General features: G+C 70.3%; 12 protein-coding genes. 2 read left to right on the plus strand and 10 right to left on the minus strand.

The annotated features are described in order from the left end of the window. Positions 1-26: 26 nt before the first annotated feature. The 9 genes from ACFYXF_RS00810 to ACFYXF_RS00850 all read right to left on the minus strand — a co-directional run bounded on the left by ACFYXF_RS00810 (position 27) and on the right by ACFYXF_RS00850 (position 11137). Positions 27-3623, minus strand: a complete 3597-nt coding sequence (locus ACFYXF_RS00810; protein ID WP_389346635.1) for an alpha/beta fold hydrolase — start codon at positions 3621-3623, stop codon at positions 27-29. Continuing rightward, entirely contained in the window at positions 3620-5521 is a 1902-nt protein-coding gene (locus ACFYXF_RS00815; protein WP_389346637.1) for a fatty acyl-AMP ligase, read from the minus strand. The genes ACFYXF_RS00810 and ACFYXF_RS00815 overlap by 4 nt, the downstream gene beginning before the upstream one ends. Before the next feature lie 783 nt (positions 5522-6304). Beyond that, a complete protein-coding gene (locus ACFYXF_RS00820; RefSeq protein WP_389346639.1) occupies positions 6305-6709 on the minus strand; it encodes a hypothetical protein in 405 nt (134 codons plus the stop codon). Beyond that, a complete protein-coding gene (locus ACFYXF_RS00825) occupies positions 6688-7332 on the minus strand; it encodes a hypothetical protein (protein WP_389346642.1) in 645 nt (214 codons plus the stop codon). The genes ACFYXF_RS00820 and ACFYXF_RS00825 overlap by 22 nt, the downstream gene beginning before the upstream one ends. A gap of 104 nt (positions 7333-7436) precedes the next feature. Then, complete coding sequence (locus ACFYXF_RS00830; protein ID WP_389346644.1) at positions 7437-7586, minus strand: hypothetical protein; 150 nt, start codon at positions 7584-7586, stop codon at positions 7437-7439. Positions 7587-7677: 91 nt separating this feature from the next. Continuing rightward, a complete protein-coding gene (locus ACFYXF_RS00835) occupies positions 7678-8391 on the minus strand; it encodes an anti-sigma factor family protein (protein WP_389346648.1) in 714 nt (237 codons plus the stop codon). Further along, the gene (locus tag ACFYXF_RS00840) at positions 8388-8966 is read right to left on the minus strand and encodes a sigma-70 family RNA polymerase sigma factor (RefSeq protein ID WP_369034975.1); all 579 of its coding nucleotides are present in this window, start codon (positions 8964-8966) and stop codon (positions 8388-8390) included. The genes ACFYXF_RS00835 and ACFYXF_RS00840 overlap by 4 nt, the downstream gene beginning before the upstream one ends. Before the next feature lie 89 nt (positions 8967-9055). Next, positions 9056-10009 (minus strand): DUF1996 domain-containing protein, encoded by a 954-nt coding sequence (locus ACFYXF_RS00845; RefSeq protein ID WP_389346651.1) that lies wholly within the window; start codon positions 10007-10009, stop codon positions 9056-9058. A 159-nt stretch (positions 10010-10168) separates the two neighbouring features. Further along, a complete protein-coding gene (locus tag ACFYXF_RS00850; RefSeq protein ID WP_389346653.1) occupies positions 10169-11137 on the minus strand; it encodes a CHRD domain-containing protein in 969 nt (322 codons plus the stop codon). Between the two features lie 171 nt (positions 11138-11308). On the opposite strand from ACFYXF_RS00850, the gene ACFYXF_RS00855 reads away from it, so the two are divergent. Both ACFYXF_RS00855 and ACFYXF_RS00860 read left to right on the plus strand, forming a co-directional pair. Beyond that, positions 11309-11791 carry a hypothetical protein gene (locus ACFYXF_RS00855; RefSeq protein ID WP_389346655.1) on the plus strand — a complete coding sequence of 161 codons (483 nt, stop codon included), beginning with the start codon at positions 11309-11311 and terminating at the stop codon, positions 11789-11791. Between the two features lie 234 nt (positions 11792-12025). Continuing rightward, positions 12026-13000, plus strand: a complete 975-nt coding sequence (locus ACFYXF_RS00860) for an SCO0930 family lipoprotein (protein ID WP_389346657.1) — start codon at positions 12026-12028, stop codon at positions 12998-13000. A gap of 69 nt (positions 13001-13069) precedes the next feature. Here ACFYXF_RS00860 and ACFYXF_RS00865 read toward each other — a convergent pair whose 3' ends face one another. Next, positions 13070-14968, minus strand: a complete 1899-nt coding sequence (locus ACFYXF_RS00865; protein WP_389346659.1) for a hypothetical protein — start codon at positions 14966-14968, stop codon at positions 13070-13072. Positions 14969-15038 lie beyond the last annotated feature (70 nt).

The raw sequence follows: 15038 nt of genomic DNA on the forward strand, positions 1-15038 counted from the left end.
CGACCCCGGTGACCACCTGACCGTGGTCACCGGGCAGCCGTCAGGCTGGTTCGGGTCGCCTCCGCGACGGCGGTGAGGTGGGGGCGCGTGAACATGCTGAAGTGGTTGCCGGTCACCGGGACGACGGTCAGGTCGCCCAGTTCGACGGTGTCCCAGCCGTTGGGCGAGTCGAAGTGCATCGGGACGCGGTGGTCGTCCGGGGTGAGGGGGGCGAACCCCGCCTCGGGTTTGACCAGGACCACCGAGAGGTCCGAGGGTTCGGGCCGGTAGAGCGCGAAGGCCCGCAGGCCCGCCTGGTAGGTGCCGACCAGGTTCACGAGGTGGGACTCGTACGACTGCGGGTCTGGTGCCCCGAGGGCCAGCGCGATCTGTTCGCCCTGCTCGTCCAGGGGCTTGGAGCGGTCGACACCGCAGCTGCACCGGTCCGTCGCGAGGCAGGCGATGTGCCGCAGCGCGAGGAGTTCCTCTATGGCCCGCAGGTCGTCGTCGGCCGGCGCGCCCCGGCCGGGCAGCGGGACGTAGGTGTCGAACAGGACGACCCTGTGGACCTCCTCGCCGCGTTCACGCAGATGGCGTGCCGCTTCGTAGGCGAGCATCCCGCCGAAGGAGTGGCCGCCGAGGTGGTACGGGCCGTGCGGCTGGATTTGTTGGACCTCGTCGGCGAAGACGGCCGCGAGGGCCGGCATGTCGTCCAACGGCTCCTCCGTGCCGTCGAGGCCGGGGATTTCGAGGGCGTAGCAGGGCCGGCCGTCGCCGAGCGCGCGGGCCAGCGAGGCGAGGTAGCGGGCGGAGCCGCCGAGGCCGCCCGCACAGAAGAAGGGGACCGGTCGGTTGAGCGGGAGCAGACGGCGTGGTGCGGGGCGGGCGGTGTCCATCGCGGCCTCCTGGCGGGTGGACGCGGTGCCACCGGTGGATGTGGGTGCGTCGGGTTCCGCGAGGTGGCGGGCGGCCTGGTCGATGGTGGGCAGTTCCATGAAGAGGGTGTGGGGGACGCGGTAGCCCAGCCAGTCGGAGAGTCGTGCCTGGAGGGCCGCGACGGACAGCGACTCCAGCGCGTACTCCTCCAGTGCCCGGGACGTGTCGAGAGAGGTCGCGGGCAGCCGCAGTTCGGCGGCGATGTTGGTGACCAGCCAGTCCCGTACGGCATCCACGGTCAGCCGGGCGCCCAGCCCGGGAGCGGTGACGGCGGAGCGTACGGGAGCGGTGGACGCGGTGGGCGTCCGTGTGCCGTCCACGGGCGGGAAGTGGCGGCGGGCCAGGTCCTGGGCGTGCGCGACGGTGCATTCGACCAGTTCGAAGGAGGGCAGGCTGCCCGTGTAGTAGGTGTGGTGGCGGCCCTGCATCGCTTCGAGCCGGTCCAGGATGCCGCTCTGGAGGTCTTCGCTGCCGAAGTGCGGCATGAACGCCCATTGGCGTTCGAGGTGTACGGCCTCCAGTCGGCCGCCGAGGGCGGCCGCATCGTCCCGCAGTAGTGGGACGACCTCTTCGGGGCGGCCGTACGAGTAGAAGGTGCGGACGTCGCTGTCCGGGTAGCGGTGGTGGTAGGCGACGCAGTGGCCCGTCGCCTCGCGGGTGTCGTTGTGCTGCTTGAGGAAGTAGAAGGCGGAGTCCGGGAGGCCGGAGGCCGTGGCGACGGTGGTGTGGTAGGCGTTGGCGCGGATCCGCGCGGCGAGTTCGCGCTCGTGGTCCGTGCTGTCCAGGATCGGCAGCACGCGGTCGAGGGCGACGGTCAGTACCAGGTCGTCCGCCTCCACCGGGCCGGAGTCGGTGTGCACCCGTACGCCGTCCGCGTGCCGTTCGACGGACTCGACACGCACGGCACACCGTACGTCGGCGAGTTCCTCGGCGATCCGACGCCACAGGGTGGCGAAGCCTCCGGTGATGGTGAACGCGCCTGGATGGCCGAGGAGTTCGGCCTTGCGGGACAGGAGCCCGGTCATCTCCGCGTACTTGACGAAGTACAGCGCGGGGACGTCGTCGTCGAGGTGGCCGTAGCCGGCCGCGGTGTAGCCGGTGCCGAAGGAGGCGGCCATGGCCTGGAGTCCGTGTGCGGCCAGCCACTGCGTCACGGGGGCGGCGAGCGCCTTCGCGGAGTGCGCGAGGCCCGGTTCGGCGATGTGCGGGAACTCCCGCTCTCGCAGGGCCTGGTAGCGCAGGAACGTGTCCCTGCGGAAGAAGGATGTGTCCTGCGGCAGCACCGCGCCCTGCTCGGTGTCGAGGACTCGGTACGGGGTCGTGGCCTCCGTCGCCACACCCAGTTCGGTCGCCAACTCGGCGACTCTCTCGTACTGGTTGGTGCAGATGTGGCCGCCGAGGTCGTAGGCGCGGCCCTCGATCTCCACCGTCTCGCACTTGCCGGCCACCGCGTCCCGCTCTTCGAGTACGGTCACCCGGTGGCCGGAGCGCTCCAGTTCGCGGGCGATGGTCAGGCCCGCCGGTCCGGCGCCGATGACCACGACGCTGCGGGATCCGGCGGTGACGGGTGGAGTGGCCTCGGGGGTGGGCCTCGTCGTGATGCTGCGGCTGGGGCGCAGCAGTCCCGCCAGTTCCGGGGGTTGCCGTTCGCCCAGTCGGGCGTAGGACGCGGCCTGGTAGACGAGGGCCCGCAGATGGTTCAGGGACGCGGTCGAGTGGGGCGAGCGGGCGAGGGCGATGCCCAGGTCCGGCGGGGCCAACGCCGGGTCGAAGACGAGGTGGTTGACGGTGTCGTCGTCGGCGAGGGTGTCGAGGTGGATGTCCCCGAGGTCGAACCAGGGGCACAGGTCCTCCGGCCAGCGGCGCGCCGGATCGAGAGCGGTCTCGGTGCCTTCGGGGGTGCCGTCCAGGGGGTGGAGCTGGGCCTGGAGCACGTTGCGTACGCCGGTGGTGCGGATGCGGTGGCGGAGGTCCTCGCGGAGGAACGCGGGGTCGCGTGTGTCGCCGTACGGGCGCGGGATCTCCTCGGGGGCGTCCGGCGGCCACCACAGGTCGCCGTGGTCGAAGTCGCCCCGCAGCAGCGGTTCGTCGGCCGGGTACACGCGGAAGCGGATGAGCCACTGCCGTCCGTCCTCGGCGACGAAGCCCTGGGGCACCTGGGAGTAGAAGTCGTAGGTGGCGTAGGAGCCGACGGTCCTGATGTTGTTCCAGATGGTGGAACGTACGGCCGGGTTCTCGCTGATGTTGCGGGCGCGTTCCCCGGGGGTGCCGAAGCTGCGCCGGAAGATCTCGGCGGTGGAGGCGAAGAAGGTCGGGCCGGTGTTGAAGGTGAGGTCGAGCAGGCCGGGTTCGAGTCCGGTCGCGGTGTCGGGGGCGGTGTCGAGGAGGCGGAGGGTGAGTCCGCGGACCGTCGGTTTGACGTCGTCCGTGCCGACCGAGTTGCTGTAGCGGACGAGCACCGGGAAGCGGCGGCCCGGCCGGAGGAATCCGTGCGCGGGCAGGAGGGGGCTGTCGCCCACCGTCAGGACACCGCGGGCGGCCGTGGAGGTGGCGTGGAAGAAGCGGTCCCTGCGTGTCGCGGAGGCCACGGTCAACGCGGACATGTCGATGAGGACGCGTCGGAAGTCGTCGTCGACGTCGTACATCCGCGGATCGCGGGGACCGGTGGCGAGGATCGGACCGTTGTGGTCGGCGTGGGCTGTGTTCATCGACGTCGCCCCTCGGTGAACTCGTCGCGGGCGGGGATGTCGTTCTCGTGCACGGAGACCAGGAGCGTGGTGGTCTCGCGGTCGATCGCGCCGTTCAGGAGGGCCTCCTTGCACACCCGGCGGCGGACCTTGCCGCTGGTGGTCTTGCGGACCAGCCCCGGCCGTCCCAACACCACGGCGTGGCAGGAGAGTTGGTGGTCGGCGTAGACGAACTTGCGGACCGTCGCGCAGATCTCGGCGGCGACGTCGGCGTCGACCCGTTTCTCGCCCGTCTCGACGAAGACCACCAGCCGCTCGCCGCTCTCCGTGGCGTCCGCGGCGGTCGTGGTGTCCCCGGGGAAGGTCTCGTCCGGGCCGAGCGCGCAGGCCACGACTCCGCCGGGGCGGACGGCCCGGTGGCACTCCCGGACGCTGTCCTCGATGTCGGAGGGGTAGACGTTGCGTCCCCGAATGATGATCAGGTCCTTGATCCGGCCGGTCATGAAGAGCTGGCCCTCGTGCAGGAATCCCAGGTCGCCGGTGCGCAGGTACTCGGTCGGGTCGTTGTCGCCCGTCACGGTGGCGTGGAAGACCTCGCGGGTCGTCTCGGGGCGTCCGTGGTAGCCGGCCGCGGTGGTGGAGGAGCGGACCCAGATCTCGCCGATGCGCCGGGGCGGGGACGGGACACCTGTGTCGGGGTCGACGATCCGGATCCGGTCCCCGGGCTTGCTGGAGAAACCGCAGCCGTAGTACTCGACGTGCCGTTCCGCGTCCAGGGGGTCCGAGACGCCGGGGGTGTCGTCCACCGGGACGACGTCGCCCTCCGCCAGCGCCTTTCTGTCGAGGCGCAGCACCCCCTGGCCGCGGTTGGTGACGCTCGCCGTGTTCTCCGCGAGCCCGTAGGCGCCGTAGAACACGTCGGGCCGGATCCCGGACACCTGGAAGGCGTTCAGGAACGTGCGGATGGTCCGGGTCCTGATCGGTTCGGCCGCGGTGATGGCCATCTCCAGGGAACTCAGGTCCCATCCGGTGCGCATCTCCGGGGTGGTCTTGCGGACCGCGAGGTCGTACGCGAAGTTCGGCGCCGAGGTGATCGTGGCCCCCACCCGGGACATGACGTCGAGCCAGATCCAGGGCCGTTGCAGGAAGGTGAGCGGCGACATGATGTGCGTCGTGGAGTTGCCGAGAGCGGTGCTGAGCAGGACGTTGATCAGCCCCATGTCGTGGTACTGCGGGAGCCAGAACACCCCGCGTGTGTCCGGGTTGAGGCGGAGGTCCACGACGTTGGCGGCGATCTCGTGGACGAGGTTGCCGTGCGTGACCATCACGCCCTTGGGGACTCCCGTGGAGCCCGACGTGTACTGGAGGAACGCGGTGTCCCCCGGGTCTGCCGGTTCGTACCAGGTTCCGGGATCGCAGTCCGTGCTGGTCTGTCGGCCGGAGCGCCGGTCGGTGCGGTACCAGGGGATGCGGGGCCAGTTGTGCTCCGAACGGCCGAGCAGTCCGGCGACCGAGCCGGCCCTGCGGGAGCGGTCGAACAGGCCGTTGGTGAGGGCGGCGCTCGCTCCCGAACTCTCCACGATCGCGTTGAAGCCGGCCAGGTCACGCTTGAGCCGGAAGGGGTTCGGAGGGTAGACCGGCACGGGCAGGACTCCTGCCGCCAGACAGCCCATGAAGGCTTTCACGAAGTCAAGCGAGGGCGGGTAGACGAGCACCGCCCGGTCTCCGGGATTGAGTCCCGATAACCGCAGGGAGGTGGCGATGTCGTCGACGGCCTCGGCGAGTTCGCCGGCTCGGAGCGTCTCCTTGTCCTCACCATGGTCGTCGACAAAGGTGAAGAGGAGTTTCTCCGGCTGTGTTTCGTAGAGGTGTCGCAGATTGGCGATCAATGAATTGCGCTGCGAGATTCCGAACGTCATTGTGGCCGTCCTGTGAAGGGGAGCGCCAGAAGACCGGTGACACCGGTAAGAGTTCAGCCAAGCGGTGGTTGCGCTTTCAAAAAGTACGACTGGTCCAGTCCATTGTCAACGGCGGATCGGGGGTCCCATTTCCACCTTCTTCCGCAATGTCCCACAAAGGTGCGGCGAAGTTCTGCTGTGAATTTCCTGTACCCATGGAGACCCCGTGTGCGAAATCAAAGGGCTTCTCCATTTCGCACGTATGAATTTTCGTTGCCTTTTGTTTTCCATTCCCGCAGTCAGGTTTACGGGGACGGCGCCCGTGTTTCGGTCACGTTCGTTCGCGATGAAGGTGGGGTGACCAGCAGGACGTCCAGCGTTCCAGCGGGGGCCTGCCGGCACTGCTGCCGCGCTGCCGACTTGCGGTGCACCACGGCGGTTCGGGTACAACGAGCACGGCGATCCTGGCGGAGGGCAACGCGGTCGTCCGGACCGCCGCCCTCGCCCTCCGCCTTCGCACGTACGGGTCGGTCCGGTCCGCCGAGCCCGCGACGGGACACGCCACTGTCGTCCTCTCGCGGCGAACTCTCGGAAACGCGGCGCTGCGGAGCCGTTCTGGAGCGACGGGTGAACGCCCACGGACCGCCGCCTGAAGCGCGACGGCCCGGATCCGGGCGGGTCCCGGATCCGGGCGGGCCGTGGCGCTTCACGCCAACGACCGCCGCCGGTCACAGACCACCGTCCTGCGGGTCGCTTCTGCCGCCCACCAAGGCCGGACGACGGTGCGCCGCGGGTGGTCTTCTCTCACTTGTAGGGCGCGCGGACGAGCTGGTGCGGCGCGCACCATCCGGCGAAGGCGTGCAGCAGCCAGTAGAGCGGCACAAGTGCAGCGGTCCACCAGGACATTCGGCGCTTGTACGCCGCCACGAGCATCGCTCCGGCCATGATCGCGGCGCTGATCCACATGGCTGTGGCCGAGACGGCCGCCGTCTGTGCCGTGAGCCCGCAGTCCATCTGGGGACCCGCCGCCGCGACCGGCGCCAGCAGAAAGGCGCAGGGCCAGAACATGAAGATGACGGGGATGCCGAGGACGATCCCGAGCAGCGACAGCATGCCGGGTGCGCCGAACTGCCGGAGCGCTGCGACCGGGCGTCTGGTGTACACGAGCGCGGTGAGCAGATATCCCTTCAGCCAGCGGGTGCGCTGCATTGGCCCAGGCCCATGGCCACGCGGGGCACTCCTCCCACGTCGTGGAGTCGGCGATGTCCACCTGGTGGCCGGTCGACGCCGGCCGGAGCCCGAGGTCGGCGTCCTCGGTGACGTTCCAGGCGTCCCGGCCGCCCACCCGCCGAAGGACGTCGGTGCGGAGGTGGTTGCTGGTCCCGCCGAGCGGGATCGGCAACGACGATGCCGAGGCCTCCGGCCATGAGCGTGCCCGCAGTCGTGAGGGCGAGGACGCACGCCGCCGTCTTTTGCCAGGGTCTGGTGCCGGTCCGGGCGACGTACTCCGGGAAGCGGCGGGTCAGGGCGTTGGCCATGTCGTCGGCGACCTCGTCGAGCCTCATGTCGACGACGAGTTCCTGGATCTCGCGCCGGCCGGCCCGCTGGAACACCAGTTTCTCGCCGGGGAGCCACACGCTCAGCGCGGAGCGGTCCAGCAGTTCGTCCGCGATGGCGATCAGAACTCCGCCAGCGGTCTCGCGGACCGGAATCCAGTCGCCGAGGAGCATTTCCTCGGCCGGGATGTGACGGGAGCAGAGCGGGAGATTCTCGACCGCTGTCCCGCGCGAGGACATCGCCGGAATTGACCGGTCGGCCGCAAGGGGATTCATGTGATTGCTGCCTCTTCATCGCTTGATGCGTTCAATGAACCGGCGACGAAACCGGGAACCGGCATCGTCGCCGGTTCCCGGTTTCGCACAGAGGACGAGGCGGGTCACACGGATTTCTGGCAGGAGCGGAAGCACTTGAGGGATATCCCCACCGTCAACGCGGCGAGTGCCGTACGCCCGGCGGTCAGGGCCCGGTTGACGGGGTTGTACGCCGCGATGTCGCTGCTGAGCACGATGTCGAGCCGGCGCTGCATGCCGCCGGAGTAGGTGCGTGCCTCGCGTCCGGCCGCGTGGACGAAACGTACGGCGGGATCCGTCTCCGGATCCCGCCGATCCCGCCGTGTCTCAGAGCTCGACCGCCACGTACTCCTTGCCCCGGTCGTTCTCGACGACGACCTTCGCGACGTCGTCGACCCGTACGGCCGCGGAGCCGTCGAGGTTGGCGCCCTTGGCCTCGTCGGCGACGAGCCAGCTGCCGGCGACCTCGCGGGTGCCGTCCTTGGCCACCACGATCAGGCGGCACCGCTCCCCCGCCGGGATGCCCTTGACGGAGGCGTTGACCCGGACCCAGTCGGCGGCCGGGGTCACCCGCACCGTCATCTGTGTCCCGGTGGCGGCATTGGTCGCCGAACCCGCCTCGGAACCGGCGGGCGGTGTGGCAGGGACGGAGGCCGTAGGCGGCGCGGGCACCGCACTCGTACCCGTCCCGCCGCCGAAGGACTGGCCGATCAGTACGCCACCGCCCAGCACGGCCGCGGCCGCGACGGACGCCACTGCGGACAGCACCACCCGTCGTCGCCGCTCCACACCTGTGCGTTCGCTGCGGGCTTGTCGCAGCGTGCGCTGCAGCAACAGGTCGCCGCCCTCCGGCGGTCCGTCGAGGAACGCCTCCGGCGGCACCTCACCCAGTGCGGCCTGCATCTCCCGCAACCCGTCGAGTTCGTCGCCGCATCGCGGGCACGACTCCACATGTTCGTCGACGGCCCGCACCTCCTGCTCGTCGAGCGTGCCGAGGACGTAGGCACCGAGCAATTCGCTGTCGTGCTGCTGAATGCTCATACCGCCACCTCCTTCAGTGCGACGAGCTTCGCTGTTCTTGGTTTGTCCCTGTACATGTCCCGTAATGCCTTCAGGGCATAGTGTGACCGGGACTTGACGGTCCCGGGCGGTATCCCCAGAGTCTCGGCCGCCTCGTTGACGCTCCTGCCCTGGAAGTAGATCTCCCTCAGTACGTCCTGGTGATCCGGCGAGAGCCGGTCGAGGGCTTCCATGACGAGCATCGAGTTGACCACGGCCTCCGCGTGGTCCTCCTCCACCGGGGTGGTGGTGACGGACTCCGCGACCTCCGTCGGGCGCGAGGCCTTCGCCCGATGCCGGTCCGTGACGATGTTGCGGGCCACGGTGAGCAGCCAGCCGCGCACCGAGCCCTTGCCGTTGACCAGCACGTCCGGGTGCTTCCACGCCCGGATCAGCGTCTCCTGGACCACGTCCTCCGCTGCCGCGTGATCGCCGGTCAACCGTTGCGCGTATGCGAGGAGGGCTCTGCCGTGTTCCTCGTACAGCGCCCGGATCAGTGCCTCGTCACTAGCAGCTCTTTGCTTGTGCCGAGTGCGGGACCACAGTGCCGCCGCCATCCACTTACTCCCGTCCTCTCCCTGACTGACACGTCCAACACGCATCCCCGAGGAGGTTGGTTCAATGTGGTCTGCGTCACTCGGGCCGGTCACTCTGGTCGGCAGTGGCGGCCCTCGTTGAGGCAGGACACGAGCTGTTCCATCCGACGGTCCGTCATGACGTTGACGAACAGAGCGTGGTCGGTGACCGGATCGCGCTTCTGCTCGGGGAAGGAGTCCACGGCGTAGCGCACATCGTGCGGAACGTCGTACGTGAGGGTGATCCTCAACTGCGGTACGGCGAACGTGGCCCGGGGGCAGACGCCGTTGGCAGCGGGGAACACCACGTGCGAGCGGTGGTCGGGGCTGTCCGTGGACAGGCCGTCCCAGCAGCTCGGGAAGTCCAGCGTGCGCGTCGGCCCGCTGTCCTCGGGGCACAGCGTGTACTTCACGGTGAAACGCTCCGCGTAGCCGGAACACCCCCACTGCGCGCGTACACGGCCGGGCTCGTTCACCGTCGCCGCCACCGGGTCCCCGGTCACCATCCGCAGGAACCGGGGCATGCCGACCACCTCGCTCGTCGGACTGCCACGGAACTCCACCCGGACCGAGGACGCCACCAGGATCTCGCCGGCGTTCCCGTCGACCCCGCCGCCCACGGCGTGCGCGTCGCTTCCGGTCCGGTCCAGCCGTCGCAGAACCGGCCAGTAGTACGTGGACCGGTCACCGCCCACACAGGTGGTCGCGGCAGCCGCCAGACCCTCGTTGGTCGACAGGGCGTCGGTCGTCACGTTCCCGACGTAGTCGTGCACGTGATGGGCCCCGCCCGTCAGCCCCGGGGAGATCACGAGGTTGTCGGCGTTGCGATGACCGTTCTCGTTGCGTCCGCAGTCCTCGGTGAAGGATCCCCTGGAGGCGTCCGGTCCGTCGGCCGGGACGGCGGTGGCAGGAACCGCCGAGATGTCCACGTACCGGTCGGCCGACGGTGCCCCGTGTGCCGATGTGGGGTGGCCGCCGAGGCCGAGGATCCCCACGGCCAGCGCCACGCACACACCGAGCACCATGGGCACAACTACCTGTAAAGACCGGGCTCTTGAGCGGAAGAATCGAATCCACACGCGAGCAGCGTCCCAGCAATGTCCAGACCAATCAAGCCTGCCCTTGAGCCATGAGGTCCTGTTGACGGCATCACGGGTCCTGACCGGCCGTTCAGGAGCCGGCGGTCAGCGGAAGAGCTGACCGCGCACCGCCCCGTCGGGGAACTCTGCGGTGTGCAGGTTGGCGTAGAAGCCGGTCGGGCGCTTCTTGAGCTGCTTCAGCACCGCGGTGTCCGCCACCGCGACCGAGCCCGAGAGGGCGAAGATGTTCTGCGGTACGGGTGTTGTGAACAGCGGCACCTTCACGGCGCCGTTCTTCCCCAGCACCCCCTCGTGGATGTGGCCCGCGACCGGAGCCGCGATGTTCACCCAGGCCAGGGAGTAGCCCACCGAGCGTCGTCCGGGGTGGAGGAACGCCACCGCGTGACCGTCCCGGTCGCCCACCGCCTTCGGGTCCCCGGCCGGGACCTCCTGGCTGCCGTCGGCGAGGGCGCGCAGACTGCCGCCCCTGATGATGGCGAGCGGGTTGATCGCCCGGCCGGTCGGCTTCAGTTGACCGCGCACCGCTCCGCCGGGGAACTCGGCGCTGTGCAGGTTGACGTAGAAGCTGCCGGGGTCGGTGCGCAGCCGTTCGGCCAGCGCGGCGTCGTTGACGGAGGTCTGGCCCGCGGCGGAGTCCACTCCGGCGGGCATGGCGGTGGTGAACAGTCCTGTCTTGACGGCGCCGTTGACGCCGGCCTTGCCCTCGTGGATGTGACCGAGGGTCGGCGCGCCGATGCCCTGCCAGCTCAGCGCGAAGGTGACCCGGTCGCCCTTGACCTTGACGAGGGCAACGGCCTCGCCGTCCTGGTCGCCGACCGCCGGGCCGCCCGGCGTGGGCACTTCCTGTGCGCCGTCCAGCCGCGCGACCAGGGATACGGTCCGGGCCTTCACCGAGACCGCAGACAGCGTCTTCGTGGCCGGGGTGGACGCGGAGCCGGTGTGACCGGTGTGACCGTCGTGGGCGGCGGCCGGGACGGCGACGGCACCGGCGAGCATGCCCGCGGCGAGTACGACGGCCGAGGCGGTCGAGACGAGGGCGGAATTCCTGCGCATTTTCTTGGACCTTTCCGAGTGCGGGTGTTGCTTCGAGCACCCAGCACACGGCCACGGCGGTACGGAGGTTCAGAGAAATTCCGATTGAACCCGTCGTGCCGGACGCACGTGTGGGAATCCGCGACGCTCTTTCGCGGGCAGCCACGACAACGACAAAGGACGGTCGACATCATGCGCGCACGGACCACACGGATCACTCTGGCGGCGATTCCCCTGACCCTGCTGGCCCTGACGGCCTGCGGCGGAAACACGGAGGGCACGGCGGCGGACAAGCCCGCGAGCCCCTCCGCCCAGGATTTCGGGCAGACCGTGAAGGTGACCGGCTCCGACCTCGGCGACATCCTGGTCGACCAGGACGGCCGTACGCTCTACGCCTTCACCAAGGACAAGGCCGGCACCAGCAACTGCGACGCCGACTGCATCGCGGTCTGGCCCGCACTGACGGGCTCGGCCAAGGTCGCCGCAGGTCCCGGCGCCGACACGAAGCTGCTGGCCACGGCCGCCAGCGCCGGCGGCGCGGTGCAGGCCAGCTACGGCGAATGGCCGCTCTACTACTACGTCGGCGACGCCTCTCCCGGTGACGTCAACGGGCAGGGCCTGGACGGTGAGTGGTTCGTGCTGGGCGCGGACGGCAAGCTCATCCGTGAGAGCTGAGAGCTGAGAGCTGAAAAAATCTTCGAGAGAACCTTCGGGGGATTGAACCCCCTTCCCGCGCGGCCCGTGTTCACGGCAGCAGCGGATGACCGACCGCGCCGGACGCGCCGTCGGAATGCACCGCTGAAGCGGATGTCCGTCGACGGGGCGGATGTTCCGCAATTCGCGGAAACCCACGAAAACGGGGGCGCGCTCCGCCGCGCCGAAATTCAGATACGGAAGAGGGAAACAGTCATGCGCAAGTTGCAGGGAATTTCGGTGACGGTGGCGGTGTCGGCGGCGGCCATCATGTTCGCGTCCGGCTGCGGGCCCCAGCAGGACGACGCGGCCAAGCCCGCCGGTGCCGCGCTGAGCGCCTCCCCGAGCACCGGCGCGAAGGCTCCCGCGGGGGCGGCCGACGGCCTGGCGCAGGTGCAGGCTTCGGCGCCGGGCAAGCTCAGCATCTGGGACAACGCCGAGTTGGGACAGGTCCTCACCGACAGCGCGGGCTTCACCTTCTACCGCTTCGACAACGACACGGCCAAGCCCCCGCGGTCCACGTGCGACGGGGACTGCGCCAAGACCTGGCCGCCGGTCCCGGCAGGCGACGTCGCGGCGGCCGACGGCATGGACCCGTCGCTGCTGGGCGAGGTCACCCGCACCGACGGCAGCAAGCAGCTCACCGTCGCCGGCTGGCCGATGTACCGCTACATCAAGGACACCCAGCCCCGCCAGGCCAACGGCCAGGGCGTGGGCGGGACTTGGTTCGCCTCGGCGCCCGACGGCACCAAGGCGGCAGCTGAGGACTCGGGCGCTGGTACGGGGGACGGTTACGGCAGTGGCGCCGATGCCGGCGCCGACCAGGCCGAGGCGCTCCCGCCGCTGTCCACCGTCAGCAACGCCGAGTTGGGCGACATCGTCCGTGACGGCAAGGGCCGTACCCTGTACCGCTTCACCAAGGACACCGACTGGCCGATGAAGTCCAACTGCGTCGACGCCTGCCTGGACAAGTGGAAGCCCGCCAAGCCGGTCGACGTCAACTCCGTCGAGGGCATCGACCCCAAGCTTCTGAGCACCTACACCCGCCCCGACGACGGAACCAAGCAGCTGGCTCTCGACTGCTGGCTGCTGTACTGGTTCACCGGCGACCAGACCCCCGGTGACACCAACGGCCAGGGCGTGGGCGGCACTTGGTTCGCGGTCAAGGCGGACGGCAGCCTCGTCAAGTAGCGGTACCCACACCGGACGAAGGGGTGGCTCCCACTGGGAGCCACCCCTCAGTCGTTCCCGCCTGGGCAGCTACCCCTGGTTCTCTGTCATCGGCGCGGGGCGGACGGTGAAGGTCCAGGCAGCGGTCTCGGGCTCGCCCAGCACGATCGGGACCACCCGGCCCGGGCCGCGCAGCAGATCCGAGAGTGCCGCGTGGTCCGCTGCGGAGTCCAGGATGCCGAAGACGAACTCGACCTGCGGAGCGGCCTCTTCCGCGCGGCGGGCGGCGATCTCCCCGAGGCTCGTGGCGCGTTCGACCCGGGCGAGCCCCTCGGCCATGCCCGCCAAGGCGCCGACGGCGACCGCGGAGGCGGACATCTGATCGAGGGCGGGGCTCACCCCGAGTTGCAGGACCAGCGACTCCAGCAGCCGTCGCGCCGCTTCCGCGTCGCCGCCCACCGCGACGGCACCGGGGGCTCGGGCGAGGTCGAGGAAGAGGCAGCCGTCGTCGTCCGAGGCGCCGATGCAGAGGAACGCTCCGTCGCCCTCGGGGATGTCGTAGGGAAGGGGCATCCACGCGACCGGGGCATCGGCCTCCGAACCTCCGCCTGCGGCAAGGGTGATGTCGACGAGGTCGTCGCCGAAGACGACGTGGAACGTGCGGATGGTGTCGGGGAGCGGGGCGGGCATCGGGGCGGTGGTACGCGGTGTCGGCGCCACCACGCGCACACCGTTCCCCCGCACCCCGCTCCGCCGCGCGACAACCGTCGCTGGCGCTCCCGGCGCTCCCGGCGCTCCCGGCGCTCCCGGCGCTCCCGGCGCTCCCGGCGCTCCCGGCGCTCCCGGCGCTCCCGGCGGCACGATCGTCGCCGCCACCCGCGTCGGCAAGGCAGTCGCCGCCACCGTCGCTTGTCCAGGCGACGCCACCAGCCCCGCCTGCACAGCCGTCCCCGTCACCCTCGCCTGCCCAGCTGGCGCAGCCTCCCCTGCCTGAACGGCTGACGCCGCCGCCTGCACAGCCATTCCCGTCACCCTCGCCTGTCCAGCTGACGCAACCTCCCCTCCCCGCACAGTTGACGTCGCCACACCCGCCTGCCCGACCGACGCCATCACCGTCGCCTGCCCGGCCGGCGCGGCGACTGTCGCCGGGGCAGGGGCTGCGGTCGCGCGGGAGGCCGGTGCCGGGACGGAGACCGTCCGCCGTCCCTGCCGGGCGGCCCGGACAGTCGTGCCGCCCGGCCCGTTCGGCGTCGGCTCGGGCTCCCGTACGGCCCCCGGCGCGCCGAACGCGCCAGCGCGCCGCGCGCCCTGCCCGCCGGGACCGGACGTCGGCGCCGGCGCCGACGTGACCGGCGGGTCCGCCGGCGCGGCGGCGGTGGCCGTCACGGGTGCGGTGGGGCTTGCGGGACGGCGGCGGCGGAGTGCGTAGCCACCCACCGCGCCGCCCGCCAGTAGCGCGGCTCCCACGCCCAGGACGGGCGTCACCGCGTTCGAGCCGTCGGTGTTCGGCTGCGAGCCCACCGCCTGGGGTTGCGGGGTGGAGGGAGTCGGGGAGGTCGGCGCCGGTGACGCCGAGCCCACCGTCGGCAGCTCCCCCACCCGTACGCCCTCGCCCGCCGCGTCGTCCGGCAGTTGGAGAACCCAGCCGGCCTCGATGGCCGTCGGCTGGGTCAGTACACCGCCGTCGGCCTGGACCCGGTTCTTGTTCAGCTCGAAGATCTCGTCGAACCTGCTGCCGTCGCCGAGGACCTTCTCCGCGATGGAGAACAGGAACTCGGGCTTGCCGTCGCGCTCCTTGCCGACGACGTAGTACTTGACGGAGTCCGCCGCGTCCGTGAGCGCCCCGGCCCGGACGCCGTCCGTAAGCGGGGAGGCCGACGCCTGAGCGGCGGCACCCCCGGCAGCCAGCAGGAAACTCGCCAGCACGGCCGCGGCCGCCTCGGCACGCAGCGCTCGTACCCCTTGCCGGTTGTGCCGGTTGGGAGTCATCTCGTTGGTCCCTTCAGGACTTCCGCCCAAGACGTCTGCTCAGGACATCTGTTCAAAACGTCCGCGACGC

Source organism: Streptomyces sp. NPDC002680, from assembly GCF_042889145.1.
GTDB classification, from domain to species: domain Bacteria; phylum Actinomycetota; class Actinomycetes; order Streptomycetales; family Streptomycetaceae; genus Streptomyces; species Streptomyces adonidis.